The 22,978-nt window shown below is 61.5% G+C and carries 18 protein-coding genes, 2 tRNA genes, 1 pseudogene and 1 riboswitch; of the genes and pseudogenes, 2 read left to right on the top strand and 19 right to left on the bottom strand.

Annotated elements, in window-relative coordinates:
- Positions 1–45 precede the first annotated feature (45 nt).
- From HWV67_RS12290 to alaS, 5 genes are all read right to left on the bottom strand, one after another.
- A tRNA-Arg gene (locus HWV67_RS12290) sits at positions 46–122 on the bottom strand.
- 108 nt (positions 123–230) lie between these two features.
- Positions 231–321, bottom strand: a tRNA-Ser gene (locus tag HWV67_RS12285).
- Positions 322–393: 72 nt separating this feature from the next.
- The gene (csrA, locus tag HWV67_RS12280; RefSeq protein ID WP_010226667.1) at positions 394–582 is read right to left on the bottom strand and encodes a carbon storage regulator CsrA; all 189 of its coding nucleotides are present in this window, start codon (positions 580–582) and stop codon (positions 394–396) included.
- 180 nt (positions 583–762) lie between these two features.
- Complete coding sequence (locus tag HWV67_RS12275; protein ID WP_095156839.1) at positions 763–1,998, bottom strand: aspartate kinase; 1,236 nt, start codon at positions 1,996–1,998, stop codon at positions 763–765.
- A gap of 86 nt (positions 1,999–2,084) precedes the next feature.
- Positions 2,085–4,709 carry an alanine--tRNA ligase gene (gene alaS, locus HWV67_RS12270; RefSeq protein WP_175651420.1) on the bottom strand — a complete coding sequence of 875 codons (2,625 nt, stop codon included), beginning with the start codon at positions 4,707–4,709 and terminating at the stop codon, positions 2,085–2,087.
- A gap of 225 nt (positions 4,710–4,934) precedes the next feature.
- Positions 4,935–5,087, top strand: a riboswitch (FMN riboswitch).
- A 96-nt stretch (positions 5,088–5,183) separates the two neighbouring features.
- On the opposite strand from alaS, the gene HWV67_RS12265 reads away from it, so the two are divergent.
- Positions 5,184–5,690 carry a 6,7-dimethyl-8-ribityllumazine synthase gene (locus HWV67_RS12265; protein WP_110969529.1) on the top strand — a complete coding sequence of 169 codons (507 nt, stop codon included), beginning with the start codon at positions 5,184–5,186 and terminating at the stop codon, positions 5,688–5,690.
- Positions 5,691–5,759: 69 nt separating this feature from the next.
- Here the strand turns inward: HWV67_RS12265 and astE are convergent, their stop codons facing one another.
- The 13 genes and pseudogenes from astE to acs form a co-directional block, all read right to left on the bottom strand.
- On the bottom strand, positions 5,760–6,770 hold the full coding sequence (gene astE, locus HWV67_RS12260; protein WP_175651419.1) for a succinylglutamate desuccinylase: 1,011 nt from the start codon (positions 6,768–6,770) through the stop codon (positions 5,760–5,762).
- A gap of 11 nt (positions 6,771–6,781) precedes the next feature.
- Complete coding sequence (locus HWV67_RS12255) at positions 6,782–7,072, bottom strand: topoisomerase II (protein WP_175651418.1); 291 nt, start codon at positions 7,070–7,072, stop codon at positions 6,782–6,784.
- A gap of 14 nt (positions 7,073–7,086) precedes the next feature.
- On the bottom strand, positions 7,087–8,436 hold the full coding sequence (gene astB, locus HWV67_RS12250) for an N-succinylarginine dihydrolase (protein WP_175651417.1): 1,350 nt from the start codon (positions 8,434–8,436) through the stop codon (positions 7,087–7,089).
- A 25-nt stretch (positions 8,437–8,461) separates the two neighbouring features.
- A pseudogene (gene astD, locus HWV67_RS12245) lies at positions 8,462–9,927 on the bottom strand (succinylglutamate-semialdehyde dehydrogenase).
- Positions 9,924–10,949: an arginine N-succinyltransferase gene (astA, locus tag HWV67_RS12240; protein WP_175651416.1), complete on the bottom strand. Its 1,026-nt coding sequence runs from the start codon at positions 10,947–10,949 to the stop codon at positions 9,924–9,926. Before astA ends, astD begins: the two are co-directional and overlap by 4 nt.
- 72 nt (positions 10,950–11,021) lie before the next feature.
- The gene (aruF, locus tag HWV67_RS12235) at positions 11,022–12,041 is read right to left on the bottom strand and encodes an arginine/ornithine succinyltransferase subunit alpha (RefSeq protein ID WP_095156831.1); all 1,020 of its coding nucleotides are present in this window, start codon (positions 12,039–12,041) and stop codon (positions 11,022–11,024) included.
- A gap of 132 nt (positions 12,042–12,173) precedes the next feature.
- A complete protein-coding gene (locus HWV67_RS12230; RefSeq protein ID WP_175651415.1) occupies positions 12,174–13,394 on the bottom strand; it encodes an aspartate aminotransferase family protein in 1,221 nt (406 codons plus the stop codon).
- A 341-nt stretch (positions 13,395–13,735) separates the two neighbouring features.
- On the bottom strand, positions 13,736–14,716 hold the full coding sequence (gene argR / locus HWV67_RS12225) for a transcriptional regulator ArgR (protein WP_110969536.1): 981 nt from the start codon (positions 14,714–14,716) through the stop codon (positions 13,736–13,738).
- 135 nt (positions 14,717–14,851) lie between these two features.
- Positions 14,852–15,616, bottom strand: coding sequence for an ABC transporter ATP-binding protein (locus HWV67_RS12220; RefSeq protein ID WP_095156828.1), 765 nt, complete (start codon positions 15,614–15,616; stop codon positions 14,852–14,854).
- A gap of 66 nt (positions 15,617–15,682) precedes the next feature.
- Positions 15,683–16,381: an ABC transporter permease gene (locus tag HWV67_RS12215; protein WP_175651414.1), complete on the bottom strand. Its 699-nt coding sequence runs from the start codon at positions 16,379–16,381 to the stop codon at positions 15,683–15,685.
- Positions 16,378–17,067: an ABC transporter permease gene (locus HWV67_RS12210; protein WP_110969538.1), complete on the bottom strand. Its 690-nt coding sequence runs from the start codon at positions 17,065–17,067 to the stop codon at positions 16,378–16,380. The genes HWV67_RS12215 and HWV67_RS12210 overlap by 4 nt, the downstream gene beginning before the upstream one ends.
- An 89-nt stretch (positions 17,068–17,156) precedes the next feature.
- Complete coding sequence (locus tag HWV67_RS12205; protein WP_175651413.1) at positions 17,157–17,942, bottom strand: ABC transporter substrate-binding protein; 786 nt, start codon at positions 17,940–17,942, stop codon at positions 17,157–17,159.
- 570 nt (positions 17,943–18,512) lie between these two features.
- On the bottom strand, positions 18,513–20,468 hold the full coding sequence (gene acs / locus HWV67_RS12200; RefSeq protein ID WP_110969540.1) for an acetate--CoA ligase: 1,956 nt from the start codon (positions 20,466–20,468) through the stop codon (positions 18,513–18,515).
- A 404-nt stretch (positions 20,469–20,872) separates the two neighbouring features.
- Between acs and HWV67_RS12195 the strand changes: the two genes are divergently transcribed.
- Positions 20,873–21,133, top strand: a complete 261-nt coding sequence (locus tag HWV67_RS12195) for a DUF2790 domain-containing protein (RefSeq protein ID WP_095156824.1) — start codon at positions 20,873–20,875, stop codon at positions 21,131–21,133.
- Between the two features lie 101 nt (positions 21,134–21,234).
- Here HWV67_RS12195 and HWV67_RS12190 read toward each other — a convergent pair whose 3' ends face one another.
- Positions 21,235–22,794, bottom strand: a complete 1,560-nt coding sequence (locus HWV67_RS12190; RefSeq protein ID WP_110969541.1) for a sigma-54-dependent transcriptional regulator — start codon at positions 22,792–22,794, stop codon at positions 21,235–21,237.
- Positions 22,795–22,978: the final 184 nt, after the last annotated feature.

Below are 22,978 nucleotides of genomic sequence, written 5' to 3'. Positions count from 1 at the left end.
TGGTTGAAGCAGAAGCAACTTCCTGTTGGAAACCGCTTCTTTATATGGTGCACTCGACAGGATTCGAACCTGTGACCGCTCGGTTCGTAGCCGAGTACTCTATCCAGCTGAGCTACGAGTGCATTTGAAGCCGCGCATTATAGTTCGCCTAATCGTTTTTACAAGTGCTTTTTCGTTTAATTTCAACGACTTAGCAATTTGAATCAGATTACAGCGCCCTACATGAATAATGGCGGAGAAGGGGGGATTCGAACCCCCGATACCCTTGTGAGGTATACTCCCTTAGCAGGGGAGCGCCTTCGGCCACTCGGCCACCTCTCCGCAACACGGGGCGTATAATAACCAGAGCTTTCCCCGTTTGCAAACTCTTTTTTGAAAAAAAATCGATAAAAATTAATGGGTTGGTTCTTCGTCCTTCTCTTTCTTGATCCGAAGGTAGATTTCCTCACGGTGTACGGCCACTTCCTTGGGGGCGTTCACGCCGATCCGCACTTGATTTCCTTTGACGCCGAGCACGGTCACGGTGATTTCGCCATCGCCAATAATCAGGCTCTCTGCGCACCGACGAGTCAGAATCAACATACCTTTCTCCTCACGCAATTCAGTTCAGGGACAACAGTCTGCAAAAAAAAGGGCTTCAGCCTACAACCAGGATGGCTATCGACCTACGCCTAAGTATTGACCAGCGCGGACAAAAGAACAGATTCCACACCAGCCAAAAAAGAAGGGGCGCGGCCTGGCCGCGCCCCTGGGGACCAACGCTTACTCGCCCTGACGGGACGGAGCGTCCAGCTCGAAAGCCGTATGCAGCGCGCGTACAGCCAGTTCCAGGTACTTCTCTTCGATGACCACGGAGACCTTGATCTCGGAAGTGGAGATCATCTGGATATTGATGCTCTCCTTGGCCAGCGCTTCGAACATGCGGCTGGCAACGCCCGCGTGGGAGCGCATGCCGACGCCGACGATCGACACCTTGGCGATCTTGGTATCGCCAATGATTTCCCGAGCGCCGATTTCACGTGCGGTGTTTTCCAGCACTTGCTGCGCCTTGGCGTAGTCGTTGCGGTGCACGGTGAAGGTGAAGTCGGTGGTGTTATCGTGCGAAACGTTCTGCACGATCATGTCGACTTCGATGTTGGCGGCGCTGATCGGGCCGAGGATCTTGAAGGCAACGCCCGGAGTATCCGGTACGCCACGGATGGTCAGCTTGGCTTCATCGCGGTTGAAGGCGATGCCGGAAATGATCGGCTGTTCCATGGATTCCTCTTCATCAATAGTAATGAGGGTACCCGGACCCTCCTGGAAGCTGTGCAGCACGCGCAGCGGAACGTTGTACTTGCCGGCGAACTCGACGGCACGGATCTGCAGCACCTTGGAACCGAGGCTGGCCATTTCCAGCATCTCTTCGAAGGTGATCTTGTCCAGGCGCTGGGCCTGGGACACGACGCGCGGGTCGGTGGTGTAGACACCGTCCACGTCGGTGTAGATCTGGCACTCATCAGCCTTCAGCGCTGCCGCAAGGGCCACGCCGGTGGTGTCGGAGCCGCCACGACCGAGGGTGGTGATGTTGCCGTGCTCATCGACACCCTGGAAACCTGCGACCACAACCACGCGGCCGGCCTTGAGGTCGCCACGGATCTTCTGATCGTCGATTTGCAGAATGCGCGCCTTGTTGTGCGCGCTGTCGGTGAGAATCCGCACCTGGTTGCCGGTGTAGGAAACCGCCGGAACGCCACGCTTCATCAGTGCCATGGCGAGCAAGGCGATAGTCACCTGCTCACCCGTGGAAACGATCACATCCAGTTCACGCGGAACCGGCTGATCGCTGATCTGCTTGGCAAGGTCGATCAGGCGGTTGGTTTCGCCGCTCATCGCCGACAGCACAACCACCAGGTCATCGCCAGCTTCGCGGAATTTCTTGACCTTTTCGGCAACCTGCTCGATTCGCTCGATTGTGCCGACCGAAGTCCCGCCAAATTTCTGTACGATCAACGCCATTTCAAAGCCGCCTCAGCCCGTGAAGGGCACCCAATAAACAATCACAACGCCCACGGCCCGCCACTAGACGACGGGCCGCAGGCGCCTCAGACCCCCTGCTCTACGAATGGCACGGTCAGGGCCAGTGCGCCGTCCAGCGCCGCGGCGTCCACGCCACCGCCTTGCGCCATGTCCGGACGACCACCGCCCTTGCCGCCCACCGCCGCAGCGGCTTGCTTCATCAAATCACCGGCTTTGAGTTGGCCGGTAAGGTCCTTGGTCACGCCTGCGACCAGTACGACCTTCTCTTCGTGGACACTGCCGAGCAGGATCACTGCGCGGCCGAGTTTGTTCTTCAGTTGATCGACCAGCGCCAGCAGGGCCTTGCCATCCTGACCGTCGAGACGCGCAGCCAGCACCTTGACGCCCTTGACGTCCACCGCGCTGTTGGCCAGGTCGTCACCGGCGGCACTGGCGGCCTTGGCCTGCAGTTGCTCCAGTTGTTTTTCCAACTGACGGTTGCGCTCGAGCACAGCCGACAGCTTGTCGATCAGGTTGTCGCGACTGCCCTTGACCAGTTGCGCGGCTTCCTTCAACTGCTCTTCAGCGCCGTTCAGGTAAGCCAGCGCCGCAGCGCCGGTGACCGCTTCGATACGACGCACGCCAGAGGCCACGCCGCCTTCGCTGATGATCTTGAGCAGACCGATATCACCGGTGCGCTTGGCATGGATACCACCGCACAGTTCAACCGAGAAGTCGCCGCCCATGCTCAGCACGCGCACATTGTCGCCGTACTTCTCGCCGAACAGCGCCATGGCGCCTTTGCGCTTGGCGGTTTCGATATCGGTCTCTTCGGTTTGCACCTCGGAGTTCTTGCGCACTTCGCGGTTGACGATCTCTTCCAGCGCCTTGATCTGCTCTGGCTTGATCGCTTCGAAGTGGCTGAAGTCGAAACGCAGACGCTGGCTGTCCACCAGCGAGCCTTTCTGTTGTACGTGATCGCCGAGAACCTGACGCAGCGCAGCGTGCAGCAGGTGAGTGGCCGAGTGGTTGAGCGAGGTAGCGTGCTGGACGTCGGCATCTACCTTGGCGTCGACCTGGGCGCCAACGCTCAGGCTGCCGCTGGCAACGATGCCGTGGTGCAGGAACGCACCACCGGTCTTGGTGGTATCACGCACGTCGAAACGCACGGCGCCCGCCAGCAGGTAGCCGGTGTCGCCCACCTGGCCGCCGGATTCAGCGTAGAACGGCGTGCGATCGAGGATCACCACGCCCTCCTCGCCTTCACCCAGTTGCTGGACGGACTGGCCGTCCTTGTACAGGGCGACGATCTTGGCGCTGTCTTCAGTGGTGGTGTAGCCGGTGAACACGGTGTCCACGTCGACCTTGACCAGGCTGTTGTAGTCCAGGCCGAAGGAGCTGGCGGAACGGGCGCGCTCGCGCTGGGCGTCCATTTCACGCTCGAAGCCTGCTTCGTCGATGGTCAGCTCGCGTTCGCGGGCGATGTCGGCGGTCAAGTCCATCGGGAAGCCGTAGGTGTCGTACAGCTTGAACACCACGTCGCCCGGTACCACGTTGCCTTTGAGTTCGGCCAGGTCCTGCTCGAGGATCTTCAGACCCTGCTCCAGGGTCTTGGCGAACTGCTCTTCTTCGGTTTTCAGCACGCGCTCGATGTGCGCCTGCTGGGATTTCAGCTCAGGGAAAGCTTCGCCCATCTCGCCCGCCAGCGCGGCAACGATCTGGTAGAAGAAGCTGCCCTTGGCACCGAGCTTGTTGCCGTGACGGCAAGCGCGGCGAATGATGCGGCGCAGCACGTAGCCGCGGCCTTCGTTCGATGGCAGCACGCCGTCGGCGATCAGGAAACCGCAGGAGCGAATGTGGTCAGCGACCACCTTGAGCGACGGCTGGGCGTCGTTGCTGCAGCCAATGGCCTTGGCCGAAGCGGCCAGCAGGCTTTGGAACAGGTCGATTTCATAGTTCGAGTGAACGTGCTGCAGGACCGCACTGATGCGTTCCAGACCCATGCCGGTGTCCACCGAAGGCGCCGGCAGCGGGTGCAGGACGCCGTCCGCGGTGCGGTTGAACTGCATGAAAACGTTGTTCCAGATCTCGATGTAGCGGTCGCCGTCTTCTTCCGGCGAACCGGGCGGGCCGCCCCAGATGTCGGCGCCGTGGTCGTAGAAGATCTCGGTGCACGGGCCGCACGGGCCGGTATCGCCCATGGTCCAGAAGTTGTCGGAGGCGTAAGGCGCGCCCTTGTTGTCGCCGATGCGGACCATGCGCTCGGCCGGAACGCCGACTTCCTTGGTCCAGATGTCATAGGCTTCGTCGTCGGAGGCGTAGACCGTGACCCAGAGCTTTTCCTTCGGCAGGTTCAGCCACTTGTCCGAGGTCAGGAAGGTCCAGGCGTAGGTGATCGCGTCACGCTTGAAATAGTCGCCGAAACTGAAGTTGCCCAGCATTTCGAAGAAGGTGTGGTGGCGCGCCGTGTAGCCGACGTTTTCCAGGTCGTTGTGCTTGCCGCCGGCACGCACGCATTTCTGGCTGCTGACCGCGCGAGTGTAGGCGCGCTTTTCCTGGCCGAGGAAACAGTCCTTGAACTGGTTCATACCGGCGTTGGTGAACAGCAAGGTCGGGTCGTTGCCCGGAATCAGGGAGCTGGAGGCGACTCGGGTGTGTCCCTGTTCTTCGAAGAATCGAAGGAAGGCTTCACGGATTTCTGCGCTTTTCATAGGTTCTTCCACGGAAACGGCGGCCTGAGGCAAATGTGCGCGTCAAATAGACGAAACGACGGCAAAGGGCCGCATTATATCTAGCCTGAGTGCCAGGTGCAGTGTGTTTATACGATGGAAGCATGCATTCAGGATGAAATGACGTTTATCCAGGCGATTTAGTTAGCAGGCTATACGTTCTGCCAAAAACTATGTTACAAACGGCGTCGCCATCACAGGTGATGGCAACGTTCTCAGGGCGGGGTGCAATTCCCCACCGGCGGTAATTGCGCGCAATGCGCATAGCCCGCGAGCGCTTGTGGGCACAGCCTGCAAGGTCAGCAGACCCGGTGTGATTCCGAGGCCGACGGTCATAGTCCGGATAAAGAGAGAACGGGATAGACACCGCTGTGTCCGTTCGTCCACGCATTGGCAGGACGACCATCCCATTCGATCCATCTGCCCTGTTTCTCATACAAACAGGAGTCCGTTTCAATGCAACCTACCCCAATCGACAGCAAATCCCACGGCAACGAACGTATCGCTTTCGTCCAGGCGTGCTGGCACAAAGATATTGTTGATCAGAGCCGCAAAGGTTTCGTCGAGGAAATGGCCAAGCACGGCTATCAGGCCGGCGATATCGATTTCTATGAAGTCGGCGGCGCTTTCGAGATCCCGCTGCACGCCAAACTGCTGGCCCGCAGCGGCCGCTATGGCGCCATCGTCGCCGCTGGCCTGGTGGTGGACGGCGGCCTGTACCGTCACGAGTTCGTCGCCCAATCGGTGATCAGCGGCCTGATGCAGGTTCAACTGGAAACCGAAGTGCCGGTGTTCTCGGTGGTCCTGACCCCGCACCACTTCCATGCTGGCGACGAGCACCAGAAGTTCTTCTTCGAGCATTTCGTGCTCAAGGGCCAGGAAGCAGCGACCACCTGCGCTGATACGCTGTTGAAGCTGCGCGCACTGCGCCGCAACGAAACACCGCAGAAGCTGGCGGTATAAATGAAAAAGGCCGCGGAGTAATCCGCGGCCTTTTTCGTTGTCCTGACCTGATCGCCGGCAAGCCCGCGATTACTGCCCCAGGCCCTCAGCCGAGGCCGGAACGATCAGTATCCCGGCTCGAAGCCCATTCTTCACCTTGGGGTTGGGGAAGATGATGCGAGCGCCCTCCTCCTCCACGACCCAGCGCGTCCCGGCCAGGTCTTCGGCCAGCAGATAGCCTTTGGACAACTCCGAAAAGTTCTCGATGTCCGCCGGCAAATGCAGGTGGAAGCTGTCGCTGTGCTTGATGATCTCGCGGGCGACGCTGAACAGTTGCAACCCATCCAGCCCGTCCGGCTGCTCAGGCTCAACGCCTTCGATGATCTGGATCAGCCGCGCCTGGAGCCGGTCGAGATTGACCTGCTCGTTCTGCCCGAAAGGCCGCGCCTTGCCCAGCTCCAGGGTGAAGGACTCCGCCTCGAGCTGCTCATAGGTAAAGGCCGTAAAGGTGATGGAGGTCTTGCTCTGCAGCAGCACCGCTTCCATGCCGGCGGCGCGCAGGCGGGCCAGTTCGCGGCGGGAGTGCTGACGCCCTTCCTTATAGGGATAGAGGGCGAACTGCTCGATCTTCGAACCGCGGGTGGCGGTGTGCAGGTCGTAGTGCAACCGGGTACGCCCCGGCAGACTGAAAAAGGTGGTCGCCAGGCGTTCCAGCTCGCAGGCGCGCAACGCCTCCGATCCGCTGGACAGCTCATGGCGGCCGTTGAACAGGCGATTGACGTCCTGCTCAAGGTAACGCTCACCCCGCCGAATCGCCTCGGGGTTGCCAAACAGGAACAGCATCCGCGCCCGGGGCTTGACGTCACCGCGGGCGATGCCGTGTAGCAACTCGTCGAGCAGTTCGATGGGCGCGGTTTCATTGCCGTGGATGCCGGCGGACAGCAGGATGTCCAGGCCGATATCCCGCGACTCGGGCGGGCGGACTTCCAGCGCCCCCTCGGCGAGCCAGCGCAAGCGCACGCCCTCGACCGTCAACTGGGTCTTCTCTGCCGGTTCACGACCGGCAAGGGTCAGCTCAAGCAGTTTGCCGAGGGCGAGCATGGTGTCGTTCCTTAGTGATGATGTCCGCAATCGGGACCGTGGACGTGATCGTCATCGTCGCCGGCATCGGCCGGCTCCATTTCCAGTTCCAGGCTGACCAGGTTGGTGGCCAGTGGGCGCAGCAGCAGTGTGGCGAACTCAGTGTCGCCCTCGTCCACGTCGACGCCGATCAGCAACTGGCCGCGGCCATCCTGTTGAATCCAGACTTCCTTGCCTTGCCAGATCACCGCAAAGCGGCTGGTGGAGGCTTCGTGCTGGTTGCCATCTTCATCTTCAAGGATCAGTTGCAGGGCGTCAGACATGTTCGAGTGCTCTTTCAGGGTTGGAGTTGGAACGGATAAACCGAGCCCAGTTGCAGAATCCGGGTCAGTTCATCCAGTGCCGTACGACACTCCACCAGCAGTTGCGGATCGGCCAGGTCGCTTTCGACCAGGCGGTCGCGGTAGTGCTTGTCGACCCATTGGGTCAGGGTGTCGTACAACGGCGCCGTCATGATAACCCCTGGATTGACCGCCGCCAGTTCCGTTTCATTCAGTGCCACGCGCAGGCGCAGGCAAGCCGGGCCACCGCCGTTCTGCATGCTCTGCTTGAGGTCGAAGACCCGCACCTCGCTGATCGCGCCGCCCTGGCCGGCCAGCGCCGACAGGTAGGCCCAGACCCGCTCGTTGTTGCGGCATTCTTCCGGCACCACCAGCAGCATCGAACCGTCTTCGCGGGACAACAACTGGCTGTTGAACAGGTAGGAACGCACGGCGTCCTCTACCGACACCTGGGCACGCGGCACGCAGATCGCCTTGAAGTCACCGCCGCGCGCGGCCAGTTTGGCCTTCAGTTCAGCCAGTACCTGCTCGGTCTCGAGGAAGGCGTCTTCGTGGTAGAACAGCACTTCGCCGTTGCCGACCGCGATCACGTCGTTGTGGAACACGCCCTGGTCGATGACCGATGGATTCTGCTGAGCATAGACCACGCCGTCATCGCTCAAGCCATGCAGGCGGGCTACCGCCTGGGAGGCTTCGAGGGTCTGCCGCGCCGGGTATTTTTGCGGCGCCGGGTAGCGGGTATCGAAGGCACTGCGGCCGAAAACGAAGAACTCGACGCCCGGCTCGCCGTAGGCACGGCAGAAGCGGGTGTGGTTGGCCGCGCCTTCATCGCCAAACTGCGCCACCGCCGGCAACGCGGCGTGGTGGGCGAAGTGCTGCTGGCTGGCGAACATGGCGCCCAGCACGCGACTGGTGGTCGGGTGCTCGATGCTGCGGTGGTATTTGCAGTTCAGGTTGGCGGCAGTGAAATGCACACGGCCGTCGGCGGTGTCGGCGCTGGGGCTGACCGTCGCGGCGTTGGCCACCCACATGCTCGATGCCGAGCAACTGGCGACCAGCAGCGGCATGGCTTCTTTCGCCGCACGCTGGATGACTTCGGCATCGCTGCCGCTGAAGCCCAGGCTGCGCAGCGCGGCCACGTCCGGGCGCTCTTGCGGGGCCAGCACGCCCTGCTTGAAGCCCATGTCCGCCAGCGCTTTCATCTTCGCCAGACCCTGACGCGCCGCTTCACGCGGGTTCGAGCCCTGCTGGCTGTTGCTCTGCGAAGCAACGTTGCCATATGACAGGCCGCCGTAGTTGTGCGTCGGCCCGACCAGACCATCAAAATTCACTTCAAACGATTTCATCGGCTAAGGCTCCGTGAACCTGTTGTTATAGGGCGACGCCGGGCGTCAGCGTGGCAGGCAGTACAAGGCTGGCGGTTTCCAGCGAAGCCACCGGGTAGGCGCAGTAATCCGCCGCGTAATAGGCACTGGCGCGGTGGTTGCCGCTGGCGCCGACGCCACCGAACGGCGCGCTGCTGGCGGCGCCGGTCAGTTGTTTGTTCCAGTTGACGATACCGGCGCGGCTTTCCAGCCAGAACTGCTGGTAACGCGCATGGGAATCCGACAACAAGCCTGCGGCGAGGCCGTACTGGGTGTTGTTGGCTTCGGCGATGGCCGCCGGAAAATCGCTGTAACGGATCACTTGCAGCAGCGGGCCGAAGAACTCCTCATCCGGGCGATCGGCCACGGCACTGACATCGACAATGCCCGGGGTCAGCAGCGCGGCGCCGGCTTGTGGCTGGGTCATTTCCAGCAATGCGGTGGCGCCGTTGGCGAGCAGGTGCGCCTGGGCATCCATCAAGGCTTTGGCCGCCGCCAGAGAAACCACCGAGCCCATGAACGGCGCCGGTTGCTGGTCGAAGGCACCGACCGAAATGTTCTTGCTCACTTCCACCAAGCGCTTGAGCAGCGTGTCGCCCCGGCGCCTTGCGGCACTAGCAGGCGGCGCGCGCAGGTGCAGCGCTGGCCGGCGGAGATGAAGGCGGACTGGATGATGGTGTAAACGGCAGCGTCCAGGTCCTTGACCTCGTCCACTACCAGCGGGTTGTTGCCCCCCATCTCCAGGGCCAGGATCTTGTCCGGGCGGCCGGCGAACTGCTGGTGCAGCAGGTTGCCGGTGCGGCTGGAGCCGGTGAAGAACAGGCCGTCGATACCCGGATTGGCAGCCAGCGCCACGCCGGTTTCCCGCGCGCCCTGGACCAGGTTGAGCACGCCCGCTGGCAGGCCGGCGTCGTTCCAGCACTTGACCGTCAGTTCCGCGACCTTGGGCGTCAGTTCGCTGGGCTTGAACACCACGGCGTTACCCGCCAGCAGTGCCGGCACGATGTGGCCGTTGGGCAGGTGGCCCGGGAAGTTGTAAGGGCCGAACACCGCCACAACGCCGTGTGGCTTGTGGCGCAAGACGGCCGTGGCGTCGGCCAGCGGGCCGCTCTTCTCGCCGGTACGTTCGCGGTAGCTCTGCACCGAGATCGCCACCTTGTTGACCATGCTGGTCACTTCGGTCGTGGCTTCCCACAGCGGCTTGCCGGTTTCCTCACCGATGCAACGGGCCAGTTCGTCGGCGTTGGCCTTGAGTTGCGCGGCAAAGGCTTCCAGAACGGCGATGCGCATGTCCAGCGACTGCCGGGCCCAGCCCGGGAACGCCTGGCGTGCCGCCGAAACGGCGTGTCCGACCTGTTCCGCAGTGGCGCCCTGCCCTTGCCAGACCACGGCCTGACTGACCGGGTCCAGCGATTGAAGGGCCTCGCCCTGACCGGCCAGCCATTGGCCTGCGATGTAGTGAGTGCTCATTATTTGGCCTCCCGGGCAGCGGACAGCGGAACCGCACGAACCTGATCGCCAACGCTCAGACGCAGGCGCTTGGCAGTCTGTGGATCGACCACCAGAGTGCCGGCCGCCAGGCGCGCAGGTGCTGCGGCGATGCGGCAGTCTTCACGCTTGCGGTTGTGGATGATGTAAGGCGTGGCATCGTCGCCCGGCGTACCGACGGCCAGTACCAGGGTCTGGCTGTCCTGGACTGCGCGGATCTTGCTGGTCTGGCACTCGATGGCCGGGCCGGCGTCGAAGATGTCGACGTAGCCCTGATAACTGAAACCTTCGCTCTTGAGCATCGCCAGCGCTGGCTCGGTGTCGCTGTGGACACGCCCGATAACGTTGCGCGCCGCTTCCGAAAGGAAGCAGGTATAGAGCGGGAACTTGGGCATCAGCTCGGCAATGAACGCCTTGTTACCGACGCCGGTGAGGTAGTCGGCCTGGCTGAATTCCATCTTGAAGAAGTGCCGGCCCAGGCTTTCCCAGAATGGCGAACGGCCCAGTTCATCGGACATGCCGCGCATTTCAGCGATGATCTTGTTGCCGAACAGCTCGGAGAACTCGGCGATGAACAACATCCGCGCCTTGGACAGCAGGCGGCCATTCAGGCCAGTGCGGCTGTCGGCCCGCAGGAACAGCGAGCACAGCTCCGAGTTGCCGGTCAGGTCGTTGGCCAGGAACAGCGTCGGGATCTCCCGATAGATGTTCAGTTCCTGGGACGCGCTGACGGTCAGGCCGACCCGGTAGTTGTACCAGGGCTCGCGCAGGCCGACGGCACCGGCGATGGCGGAAATGCCCACCACCATGCCGTCGTCGTTTTCCAGCACGAACAGGTAGTCCGCGTCGGCACGCTCGGCCTCGCCGCGGAAGGTCTTCTCGGCCCAGCCGACCCGGTGGGCCAGGCGCTCTTCGTTGGCCGGCAAGGTGGTCAGGCCGGTGCCGGTGCTGCGCGCCAGCTCGATCAGCGCCGGTAGGTCGCTGCTGCGTACGGGACGAACGATCATGCTATCTCCTCGGGCAGGCACCTGCTGGCACCTGCGAAACTCGGCCGAATTCTTGGTATCAGAACCGCAGTATCAAACCGCGACCAGGCGCACGCTGGCGCCCTCGCCTACGCCCAGCGCTTCAAGGGCGTCCGGGCTCAGGTGAACCGGCTTGCCCGGCACCCAGTCCAGTTCCAGCAGTACCGCGCGGTAATCCTGCAACTGGCCGTTGGATACCAGGTACTGACGGCCGCCTTTGGTCGGCTGCTCCTGCAGCTTGACCGGCACAACCCGGCTCTGGGCAATCGAACGGATGCCGGACACCCGCGCATGCAGGGTCGGGCCGCCGTCGAAAATGTCGATGTAGTGGTCGGTCTCGAAGCCTTCGCGCATCAGGATGTCGAAGGTGATCTGCGCCCGCGGATGAACCTGGCCCATGGCTTCCTGCGCCTCGTCCGGCAGCAGTGGCACGTAGATCGGGTAATGCGGCATCAGCTCGGCGAGGAAGGTACGGCTCTTCAAGCCGCACAGGCGTTCGGCCTCGGCGTAGTTGAGATCGAAGAAGTTGCGGCCGATGGCATCCCAGAACGGCGAGTCGCCGTTCTCGTCGCTGTAGCCAACGATTTCGGTGACCACCGAATCGGCGAAACGCTCGGGATGGGCAGCCATGAACAGCAGGCGACCACGGGAATTCAGCTCGGCCCAGGCGCTGTTCACCAGTTCCGGCAGCACATAGAAGCTGGTCAGCAGGCTGTTGCCAGTGAGGTCGTGGCACTGCGAAAGCACGTGGATCTTGTTGTGGATCTTCAGCTCGCGGGACGCATGCACGAAGGTCTCGTTGCGAAAGCTGTAGAACGGCTCGGAGTAACCGGCCGAGGCGACGATGGCGGAACAACCGACCAGCTTGCCGGTGGCGCTGTCTTCGAGGACGAAGAAGTAGCTTTCCTCGCCATTGAAACTGACTTCGGCGGCAAACGAGGTCTCGGAGGCGGCGATCTTGTCGCTCAGGCGACCGGCATCATCCGGCAGGGACGTGACACCAATGGGACTGTCCGCAGCCAGACGCTGTACTTCACCCAGGTCAGCCATTTGCGCGGGGCGCATCACCAGCATGGTGTCACTCCTTTCGGGTATACGGGCCGACAACGGTCGGCGCAAAAAAAGCGGCGTGTGCACGACAGGCACAGGCCACATGAAATCGGTTCGCTGGCCGGTGACGGCCAGCGACGGTACAGCAGAGGCGTATCAGGCCTGGGTCAGCTTGGCGGCAGCGCGCTCGAAACGGTCGAGGCCTTCATCGATGTCGGCATCTTCCACCACCAGGCTCGGGGCGAAACGCACCACATCCGGGCCGGCTTGCAGGACCATCAGGCCCTCTTGCTCGGCGGCGTTGAACACGTCCTTGGCCTTGCCTTTCCAGGCATCGGTCAGCACGCAACCGATCAACAGGCCGCGACCGCGAACCAGGCTGAACAGGCCGTATTTCTCACCGATCTGTTCCAGACGGGACTTGAAGCGTTCGTGCTTGGCCTTGACGCCTGCCAGCACCTCTGGGGTGTTGACGATGTCCAGCACGGCGTTGGCGACGGCGCAGCCCAGCGGGTTACCGCCGTAGGTGGTGCCGTGGGTGCCGACGGCCAGGTGCTTGGCCAGGTCTTCGGTGGTCAGCATCGCGGCGATCGGGAAACCACCGCCCAGGCTCTTGGCACTGGTGAGGATGTCCGGGATCACGCCGTAGTGCATGTAGGCAAACAGCTCGCCGGTACGACCAACGCCGGTCTGCACTTCGTCGAAGATCAGCAGCGCGTTGTGCTTGTCGCACAGTTCGCGGGCGCCTTGCAGGTAGGCCTTGTCGGCCGGAACCACACCGCTTTCGCCCTGGATCGGCTCGATCACGACGGCGCAGGTCTTGTCGGAAATCTGCGCTTTCAGCGCTTCCAGATCGTTGTACGGCACATGGCTGATACCGGTGATCTTCGGGCCGAAACCGTCGGAGTACTTCGGCTGGCCGCCGACGCTCACGGTGAACAGGGTGCGACCGTGGAAGCTGTTGACGGTGGCGATGATCTCGTTCTTTTCAGGACCGAAACGGTCGTGGGCAACGCGACGGGCCAGCTTGAATGCGGCCTCGTTGGCCTCGGCGCCGGAGTTGCAGAAGAACGCACGGTCGGCGAAGGTCGCGTCGACCAGCTTGTGGGCCAGGCGCAGGGCCGGCTCGTTGGTGAACACGTTGGACACATGCCACAGCTTGTTGGCCTGTTCGGTCAGTGCTGCGACCAGTGCCGGATGGGCATGCCCCAGGACGTTTACGGCGATGCCGCCAGCGAAATCGATCAGCTCGCGGCCCGACTGGTCCCAGACTCGGGAACCGGCGCCACGCACGGGAATGAACGCTGCTGGCGCATAGTTGGGAACCATTACCTGGTCGAAATCGGCGCGTTGCACCGGAGCTTGCTCAACGGACATCGGAGTCTCCTGAAGAGGAACGCCTGCCTGGAACTGGCGAGCGATGGGGGGGATTGTAAGGAGAGATGAACACTCGGCCTTGCCGCCAAGCGACAACTTCTTATAGCGCCAAACCCTGTTTTTCCAAGGCTTTCGGCAATGCGACAAATAGGGTCGCAAAGGCGCAGTTTAAACGGTGCGGGGTGTTGGCGGGGAGACGCGTTGCGAGGGATTGAGGGTTTTTCTGTGGGGAGATGACCAAGCGGTCATGAGGAGGGATGCAATTGGAGGACAAGGGTGCCTATTGCGGCCTCATCGCCACGATTCGGCACCCCGACAAGCCCGCGATGAGGCCCTGACGATCAACCCCGCTCGGCAGGCACCGAGGACAGTTCGAACGGCGAGCTGTTGCGGCGCTGGTTGCGGTCTTCCCGCGGCGTGGCGCCGAAGAAATTGCGGTACGCGCTGGAGAAGTGCGGACCGGAAGAGAAGCCGCAGGACAAACCAATCTGGATGATCGATTTGCTGGTCTGCATCAGCATCTGCCGCGCCTTGTTCAGGCGCAGCTCCAGGTAATACTGGCTCGGTACACGATTCAGGTACTGCTTGAAGATCCGCTCCAGTTGCCGACGCGACACACAGACATGCTGGGCAATTTCATCGGTGGTCAGCGGCTCTTCGATATTGGCCTCCATCAGCAGCACGGCCTGGGTCAGCTTCGGATGGCTGGAGCCAAGGCGGTTCTGCAGCGGAATGCGCTGACGCTCGCCGCCTTCGCGAATGCGCTCGACCACCAGTTCCTCCGACACCGCCCCGGCCAGTTCCGCGCCGTGATCCCGCGCCAGCACCGCGAGCAGCAGGTCCACCACCGACATGCCACCACATGCGGTCAGGCGATCACGGTCCCAGTCGAACAAATGACTGGTGGCAATCACCTTGGGGAAACGCTCGGAAAAATCATCCTGCCAGCGCCAGTGCACCGCAGCGCGGTAGCCGTCCAGCAGCCCGAGCTGCGCCAGCGGATAAACCCCCGCCGACAAGCCGCCCACGACACAACCGGAACGCACCAGTTGCTTGAGCGCGCCAGCCAGTGCTGCGCCAACCGCTGCCGGCGGTTCATCAGCCAGCAAAAACAGCTTCTGGCAGTTTTCCAGGCGCCCGGTCCACGGCTCGCCCGGCAGACGCCAGTCACCTTCGGCAGGGGCTTCGGCCTGGAGAAAAGCCAATTCGTAGGTCACGTCCGGGTGCACCTTCTGCGCCACACGCAGCACCTCTTCGGCCAGCGCAAGGGTCAGCGCCTTGGTGCTGGGCCAGATGAGAAAACCGATTCGCTGGTTGGTCATGAAGTGCGGTCCGAAACCTGAAGTGAGTCTGGCGCCCGTCAGCGTAGACGGGCGGGAGAAAGCCTGGTGCAGGCTGCGCGGGTGGCGCAGCATGACCTATTTTGGTGCAAAGCGGCAGTCTGATAAACCGCGCGCTTATTTCAGGCTACCCGAAAGGAACTGCTGCAGACGCTCGGACTGGGGATTGACCAGCACTTCGCGCGGGTTGCCGGTTTCTTCCACCAGGCCTTTGTGCAGGAACACCAGCTGGTTGGAAACCTCACGGGCGAAGCCCATTTCGTGGGTCACCACCACCATGGTCCGGCCTTCCTGGGCCAGCGACTGCATGACCTTGAGAACATCACCCACCAACTCCGGGTCCAGCGCCGAGGTCGGCTCGTCGAACAGCATGACCTCCGGCTCCATCGCCAGGGCGCGGGCGATCGCCACGCGCTGCTGCTCGCCGCCGGACATGTGTCCAGGATAGGCGTCCTTGCGATGGGCAACGCCGACTTTGGCCAGGTAATGTTCGGCCTTTTCCAACGCGTCCTTCTTGCTCATGCCAAGCACGTGCACCGGTGCTTCGATGATGTTTTCCAGCGCGGTCATGTGCGACCACAGGTTGAAATGCTGGAACACCATCGACAGCCGCGAACGCATGCGCTGCAACTGCTTGGGATCGGCCGCCTTGAGCGCGCCGTCCTTGTTGGGCACCAGCTTGAGCTCTTCGTTGTTGAGCAGGATCTTGCCGGCGTGCGGCTGCTCAAGCAGGTTGATGCAACGCAGGAAAGTACTTTTGCCAGAACCGCTGGAGCCGATGATGCTGATCACGTCACCGGCCTTGGCGGCCAGCGATACGCCCTTGAGCACTTCATGGCTGCCATAGCGTTTATGCAGGTCTTGGACTTCGAGTTTGTACATGCTGTCGGTTCTCACAAAGCGTTCAGTCGTGAACACACGCCAAGGGCGAAAAATTTGCCGCGGGCCTCAGCCCTTGCGCGGCGCCAGGTAGCCGAGCCAGCGGCGTTCGGCAAGCTTGAACAGGCGGACCAGGATGAACGTCAGGCACAGATAGAACACGCCGGCGGTGATATACGCCTCGAATGGCAGGTAGAACTGGGCGTTGACGGTCCGCGCCGCACCGGTGATGTCGATCAGGGGGACGATCGAAGCCAGGCTGGTGGTCTGCAGCATCATGATCACTTCGTTGCTGTACTGCGGCAGCGCCCGGCGCAGGGCCGATGGCAGCAGGATCCGGCGGTACATCTTGTAGCGCGACATGCCGACCGCCTTGGCCGCCTCGATCTCGCCGTGTGGCGTGGCCTTGAGGCTGCCGGCGATGATTTCTGCGGTGTAGGCGCTGGTGTTGATGGCGAACGCAAGGCAAGCGCAGAACGTCGCGCTGGAGAGCCATGGCCAGAGGAAGCTTTCCCGCACCGCCTGGAACTGGGCCAGGCCGTAGTAGATCAGGAACAACTGCACCAGCATCGGCGTCCCGCGGATCACGTAGGTGTAGAGCCACGCGGTGAAGTTCACCACCGGCTGTTTCGACACCCGCATCAGCCCCAGGGGAATGGCCGACAACAGGCCGAACAGCAGGGAAATCGTCAGCAGCTTGAGCGTGGTCAGCAGGCCGCCAAAGTACAGCGGCAGGGCTTCCCAGATGACGTTGTAGTCGAAAATCATAGTTCAGCCGCCTTTACGCCAACCGAGTAGCGTTTTTCCAGGTAACGCAGGGCCAGCAGCGAAACACTGGTGATCACCAGGTACAGCGCCGCCACTGCCAGGAAGAAGGTGAAAGGCTCGCGGGTGGCATCGGCCGCCTGCTTGGCCTTGAACATCATGTCCTGCAGGCCCACCACGGAAATCAGCGCGGTTGCCTTGGTCAGGACCAGCCAGTTGTTGGTGAAGCCGGGAATCGCCAGGCGAATCATCTGCGGCACCAGCACCCGGAAGAAGATCTGCAGGCTGCTCATGCCATAGGCCATGCCGGCTTCGGCCTGCCCCTTGGGAATGGCCATGAACGCGCCGCGGAAGGTTTCCGACAGGTAGGCACCGAAGATGAAGCCCAGGGTGCCGATACCCGCCATCAGCGGATTGAGGTCGATGTAGTCGTCGAAGCCGAACAGCGGCGCGACGCGGTTGAGAAGGTCTTGGCCGCCGTAGAAGATCAGCAGGATCAATACCAGATCGGGAATGCCGCGAATCACCGTGGCATAAAGATCGCCCAGCCAGGCCAGCCAGCGCACTGGCGACAGGCGCAAGGCCACGCCAATCAGGCCGAGCACGATGGCCAGGGCCATGGACGACAAGGCGAGCTGTAGCGTCAGCCACGCTCCATCGAGGATGACTGCCCCGTAGCCTTTCAACATGATGAGGTCCTCGACCTTAGGGATGAAAAAATGGTGCAAGCCTCAGCGCTTCTGCTGCTTGCACCATTGAACAGGTGACACGACGACGGTTACTTGCTTTCCGGGCCGTAGATATCGAAGTTGAAGTACTTGTCCTGGATCTCTTTGTACTTGCCGCTGGCACGAATACCGGCGATGGCGGCGTTGATGCGCTCCAGGTTTTCCTTGTCGCCCTTGCGTACGGCGATGCCGATGCCGTCACCGAAGTATTTCGAGTCGGTGAAGGCCGGGCCTACGAAGCTGTAGCCCTTGCCGGCGTCGGTCTTCAGGAAACCGTCTTCAAGAAGCGTAGCATCGGCAACGGTGCCATCCAGACGGCCCGCAGTGATGTCCAGGTAGATTTCGTTCTGGGTGCCGTAAGGAACGATGGTGGCGCCTTTCGGAGCCAGGACTTCCTTGGCGAAGCGGTCGTGGATCGAGCCGCGCTGCACGCCGATCTTCTTGCCTTGCAGTTCGGTCAGGCCTTCGCTGATGGCGGTGCCGTCCTTCATCACCAGGCGAGCCGGGGTCAGGTAGTAGCGATTGGTGAAATCAACCGACTTCTTGCGGTCTTCGGTGATCGACATGGACGACAGGATGGCGTCGATCTTGCGGACCTTCAGGGCCGGGATCAGGCCGTCGAATTCTTGCTCGACCCAGGTGCACTTGACCTTCATCTCGGCGCACAGGGCGTTGCCGATGTCGTAGTCGAAGCCGACGATGCTGCCGTCCGGTGCTTTCGAAGCGAACGGTGGGTAGGCGGCCTCGATGCCGATTTTCAGCGGTTTTTCGTCAGCCAGCGATGCCAGGGAAAACACGGACAGCGCCAGTGCGCCAAGCAGTGCGAGTTTTTTCATCTGGGAACTCCAATCGGTAAAGGGCAATGCCAGGCAGTTCGACTGCCCACTATGCGAATGAGTACAACGCAGAGCTGCGCGGGGCCTGACCACCGGTCCGGTGCCACGAGCGAGTGATCGGCATTTTAACGACAGCTCGGAAGCCGATATTTCTTCAAAGCGACAAGTAGTTACAGAAGCGCTGGAAGAATGGCCGGGGGATATTGACAGTTTTCGAGGATTATGCAAAAGCGAAAAACAAATAACCTGTAACCGAAGCAATAAGCGGGCCTATTATTGGCAAAGCCTTGTATCACGGCAAGTCCAGCCGATTGAGTGTGGGAAATTTCATGAAATAACGCACCAATAGCGCACATTCACGTTTCCTAATGCCCCGTTTTCGTACGAATCCAGTGACAGAAAGGTTACCGATGAAAGTCGAAGTAACAAAAAACCCAAGGCCCCGCGCAGCTCATGCTGGCGGGGCCTTGGGTTGTCTTCGAAAGATCGCGGGGCAAGCCACGTTCGGGAGGTACTACACAGCTCTTCCGCGAAACGACTGCTGGCTTACCCTGCGAAACATTCGGCGCCTCAGGCGACGTTCATGGTCTTGTGGGTCTCGACCAGGTGCGCAACCACGCCCGGATCGGCCAGGGTGGAAATGTCGCCCAGCGCGTCGTACTCGGCCGTGGCGATCTTGCGCAGGATACGGCGCATGATCTTGCCCGAACGGGTCTTCGGCAGGCCCGGCGCCCACTGGATGACGTCTGGCGAAGCGATCGGACCGATCTCCTTGCGCACCCAGTTTTTCAGCTCCAGGCGCAGCGCCTCGGTGGGTTCCTCGCCACCGTTGAGGGTGACGTAGACGTAGATGCCCTGCCCTTTGATGTCGTGTGGCACACCGACCACCGCCGCTTCGGCGACTTTCGGGTGGGCGACCATGGCGCTTTCGATCTCGGCAGTACCCATACGGTGACCGGAAACGTTGAGCACGTCGTCGACGCGGCCGGTGATCCAGTAGTAGCCGTCTTCGTCGCGACGGGCACCGTCACCGGTGAAGTACATGCCGCGGAACGTCTTGAAGTAGGTGTCGACGAAGCGGTCGTGGTCGCCGTACAGCGAACGCGCCTGGCCTGGCCACGAATCGAGAATCACCAGGTTGCCTTCAGCGGCGCCCTCGATCAGGTTGCCCAGGTTGTCCACCAGCGCCGGCACCACGCCGAAGAACGGACGGGTCGCCGAGCCTGGCTTCAGTGCGGTTGCGCCTGGCAGCGGGCTGATCAGCACGCCGCCGGTCTCGGTCTGCCACCAGGTGTCGACGATCGGGCAACGCTCTTTGCCGACCGCCTGGTGGTACCAGTTCCAGGCTTCCGGGTTGATCGGCTCGCCAACCGAACCCAGCAGACGCAGGCTGGAGCCATCGGCACCGGCAACTGCGGCCTGACCTTCGGCCATCATGGCGCGGATGGCGGTCGGGGCGGTGTAGAGGATATTGACCTTGTGCTTGTCGATGATCTTCGACACGCGGGTGATATCCGGATAGTTCGGCACGCCTTCGAACAGCAGGGTGGTCGCGCCATTGGCCAGCGGGCCGTAGACGATGTAGCTGTGGCCGGTGACCCAGCCGACGTCGGCGGTGCACCAGTAGACTTCGCCCGGACGGTAGTCGAACACGCGCTCATGGGTCATGGCGGCGTAGACCAGGTAACCACCGGTGGTGTGCAGCACGCCCTTCGGCTTGCCGGTGGAACCGGAGGTGTAGAGGATGAACAGCGCTTCTTCGGCACCCATTTCTTTCGGGGCGCAGACGCTGCCGGCAACCTTCATCAGGTCTTCGTACCAGATGTCACGGTGCTGGTTCCACTTGATGTCGGAACCAGTGCGCTTGCACACGATGACTTTCTGGATGCTGTTGGTTTCAGGGTTGGTCAGCGCGTCATCGACGTTGGCTTTCAACGGCGTGCGGCGACCGCCACGCAGGCCTTCGTCGGCGGTGATCACCACCTTGGATTTGCAGTCGATGATGCGGCCGGCCAGGGCTTCCGGCGAGAAGCCACCGAAGACCACCGAGTGGATCGCGCCGATGCGGGCACAAGCCAGCATGGCGACCACGGCCTCGGGGATCATCGGCATGTAGATGGTTACCACGTCGCCGCGGTGAACGTCCTGACCACGCAGGGCGTTGGCAAATTTGCAGACCTGCTCGTGCAGTTCGCGATAGGTGATGTTGCGGTGTTCGGAAGGGTCGTCGCCTTCCCAGATGATTGCGAGCTGATCGCCACGCTCGGCCAGATGACGGTCCAGGCAGTTGTAGGAAACGTTCAGGGTGCCATCGGCGAACCACTTGATATCGACGTGGTGATCGTCGAACGAGGTCTGCTTGACCTTGGTGAATGGCTTGATCCAGTCGAGGCGCTGAGCCTGCTCACGCCAGAAGCCGTCCGGGTTGATCACCGACTTCTGATACATGGCCTTGTAGGTAGCCTCGTCAGTCAGGGTATTCGCCGCAACCTCGGGACGAACGGGGTACAGGGAAGCCGCACTCATCTTTGTTACCTCGGTGTAATAGTTGTTTTTGTATGACCTCGTTTTAACTGTAACAGAGCCTCTCAGGCCATTCGACGTTGGTAGTAACAGGGCGGTCTTTTCGGCCACAACGTGGCCGGAACCGCTCTAGAACGGGCATCGCCCTCTACTCCCAAAGAAACAGAAGGCCCGTTGGGGTCGATTGTTACAAAATTTGCCAACAGTGTTTATCAAAACACCGACTGTTTCAGTTTCATGTCCAGCCCTAAAATTCACCTCGCCAGCAACGGCAACGAGATTAACTCAGGTAACAGCCCCCACGAAGGCACGTTAATCCCGAAATAACTTTCCGGTTTTACTTTTGCTGCAACGTAGCGCCACAAGCGCTACGCCCCCTCTTTCGACCCTGGACAGGTAAATTGAAGATGAAAGCTTTACTGGTATTGGCACTCGGTAGTTTTTGCGCAGCGGCAATGGCCGACGAAGTTGCAAACTCCACCGCCGAGCAGATCCCGGTTGAACAGTACAGCTACTCGCAACATCTGGACATCGCCAAAGTCATTTCGATGAGCGAGATCCCGAACGTCTGCGAAGTGGTTCCAGCCCGCATGACCTATGAAGATTCCCAAGGCCAGAAGCACATCCTCGAATACCGCGTCATGGGTAACGGCTGCTCTAACGGCTAATCAACCTTGCGTGGCTGTCGCGCCTCTTTTTACTAAAAAGAGGCGCCACGCCCTGATAACACGCTCTTAATAAAACTCCCGCCTTTTTATAGTTCCGCGAATTATTCGCCGGACTTTCCAATTGCATAATCACGCAACTTGTTGGCAATGGTTGTATGGGAAACGCCCAGCCGTTTACCCAGTGCCCGGCTGGTTGGATAGTCACCCTGCAAACATTCCAGCACCGCCTTTTCAAATCGTCCGACAATTTGCGCCAGATCGCCTTCCAACGAGAACTCACCCAATGGCTGGCGGGCGCCATAGTCCGGCAGACGAATATGTTCCGGCTTGACCACCCCGCCCTCGCACAGTGAAACCGCCTGGAACAACACGTTCTCCAGTTGCCGGACGTTGCCCGGCCAGTGGTACTGGCTCAACCGCTCCAGCGCCGCCGGCGCCAGGCGCGGCAGAGGGCAACCGATCTGCCGGCTGGCCTGGTCGAGGAAGTGCTCCACCAGCGGCGGCAGGCCATCAAGGCATTCGCGCAGCGGCGGAATGTGCAGCGACAGGACATTGAGGCGGTGATAGAGGTCCTGGCGGAATTCGCCACGGGCACAGAGTTCGGACAAATCCACCTGGGTCGCACAGATCACCCGTACATCCAGATAAACCTCTTCGTCGCTACCTACGCGGCGGAAGCAGCCGTCCTGCAGGAAGCGCAGCAACTTCACCTGCAAACGCGGACTCATCTCATCGACGCCATCGAGAAACAGCGTGCCGCCTGCGGTCAGTTCCAGCAACCCCAGCTTGCCTTCGGCGCGCGCGCCCTCGAAGGCGCCGGGGCCGTAACCGAACAGCTCGGTCTCGGCCATGGACTCAGGCAATCCGGCGCAATTGAGCGCCATCAACGGTGCCTGGCCGCGCGGGCTGGCGAGGTGGCAGGCGCGAGCGAGCAGTTCCTTGCCGGTGCCGGTTTCGCCCTCGATCAGCAGCGGTGCATCCAGTGGCGCCATGCGCCGCGCCTCCCGCACCACCGCCGCCATCACCCGCGAACTCTGGAAAATGCTGTCGAACCCGCGCAGTTCCTGCTTGCGCACGTTGTAGATACGTTCGCCGATGCGGTCGGCGCGGTGCAGGGTCAACACCGCGCCGGCCAGCGCCTCGCTGTCATCGTGTTCGGATTGCAGCGGCGCGATATCCGCCAGGAACACATCGCCCTTGACCTTGACCCGCAACCCATTGATCCGCGACTTGTTGGCCCGCACCAGTTCCGGCAGGTCGAAATCCTCGGCATAGCGCGACAGCGGAATCCCCGGCACCTCATCGACCCGCACCCCGAGCAACTGCGCCGCCGCACGGTTGGCGGCAACGATCGAGCCGCCCATGTCGATCGACAGCACCGGGAAATCCAGCGCGCCAAGCAGAGCATTCAACTCCATGTGCCGACGCTCGCTCGGCATCAGCCCCACGCGCTTGACCCCAAAGACCCCGGTGATCGCCTCGAATTTCGGCCGTAGCGCCTGGAATTGCAGGTTGATCAGGTTCGGGCAGTGCAAATAGATGGCGTTGCCGTGTTCGCCTCCCACCTCGCCGCGGGCGACGTTGATGCCATAGGCCACCAGCAGGTTGAGGATGTCCCGCAGGATGCCGATGCGGTTCTGGCAATGCACTTTGATACGCATGAAAGGTCCTACAAAGCAGTGAGACCGACGACTTTTCTGCTTGAGTGTCGGAAAATTTGTAAATAATACGTTACAAAAACCGGCTTTCACAGGGCCACAGGGCCGCGCTTTTGCGCATCACGGCCCGACTCGTAAAATCTGCGTTACAAAAACCGCCTGCTGGCGCGGACCTTCACCTACGCAG

The organism is Pseudomonas sp. Marseille-P9899 (genome assembly GCF_903166565.1).
GTDB classification, from domain to species: domain Bacteria; phylum Pseudomonadota; class Gammaproteobacteria; order Pseudomonadales; family Pseudomonadaceae; genus Aquipseudomonas; species Aquipseudomonas huaxiensis.
This window is presented reverse-complemented; position numbering and strand designations above follow the sequence as displayed.

Coding starts and splice junctions, on each gene's coding strand:
- csrA (WP_010226667.1), bottom strand. CDS start 582: ATGTTGATTCTGACTCGTCGGTGCGCAGAGAGCCTGATTATTGGCGAT.
- HWV67_RS12275 (WP_095156839.1), bottom strand. CDS start 1,998: ATGGCGTTGATCGTACAGAAATTTGGCGGGACTTCGGTCGGCACAATC.
- alaS (WP_175651420.1), bottom strand. CDS start 4,709: ATGAAAAGCGCAGAAATCCGTGAAGCCTTCCTTCGATTCTTCGAAGAA.
- HWV67_RS12265 (WP_110969529.1), top strand. CDS start 5,184: ATGCAACCTACCCCAATCGACAGCAAATCCCACGGCAACGAACGTATC.
- astE (WP_175651419.1), bottom strand. CDS start 6,770: ATGCTCGCCCTCGGCAAACTGCTTGAGCTGACCCTTGCCGGTCGTGAA.
- HWV67_RS12255 (WP_175651418.1), bottom strand. CDS start 7,072: ATGTCTGACGCCCTGCAACTGATCCTTGAAGATGAAGATGGCAACCAG.
- astB (WP_175651417.1), bottom strand. CDS start 8,436: ATGAAATCGTTTGAAGTGAATTTTGATGGTCTGGTCGGGCCGACGCAC.
- astA (WP_175651416.1), bottom strand. CDS start 10,949: ATGATCGTTCGTCCCGTACGCAGCAGCGACCTACCGGCGCTGATCGAG.
- aruF (WP_095156831.1), bottom strand. CDS start 12,041: ATGCTGGTGATGCGCCCCGCGCAAATGGCTGACCTGGGTGAAGTACAG.
- HWV67_RS12230 (WP_175651415.1), bottom strand. CDS start 13,394: ATGTCCGTTGAGCAAGCTCCGGTGCAACGCGCCGATTTCGACCAGGTA.
- argR (WP_110969536.1), bottom strand. CDS start 14,716: ATGACCAACCAGCGAATCGGTTTTCTCATCTGGCCCAGCACCAAGGCG.
- HWV67_RS12220 (WP_095156828.1), bottom strand. CDS start 15,616: ATGTACAAACTCGAAGTCCAAGACCTGCATAAACGCTATGGCAGCCAT.
- HWV67_RS12215 (WP_175651414.1), bottom strand. CDS start 16,381: ATGATTTTCGACTACAACGTCATCTGGGAAGCCCTGCCGCTGTACTTT.
- HWV67_RS12210 (WP_110969538.1), bottom strand. CDS start 17,067: ATGTTGAAAGGCTACGGGGCAGTCATCCTCGATGGAGCGTGGCTGACG.
- HWV67_RS12205 (WP_175651413.1), bottom strand. CDS start 17,942: ATGAAAAAACTCGCACTGCTTGGCGCACTGGCGCTGTCCGTGTTTTCC.
- acs (WP_110969540.1), bottom strand. CDS start 20,468: ATGAGTGCGGCTTCCCTGTACCCCGTTCGTCCCGAGGTTGCGGCGAAT.
- HWV67_RS12195 (WP_095156824.1), top strand. CDS start 20,873: ATGAAAGCTTTACTGGTATTGGCACTCGGTAGTTTTTGCGCAGCGGCA.
- HWV67_RS12190 (WP_110969541.1), bottom strand. CDS start 22,794: ATGCGTATCAAAGTGCATTGCCAGAACCGCATCGGCATCCTGCGGGAC.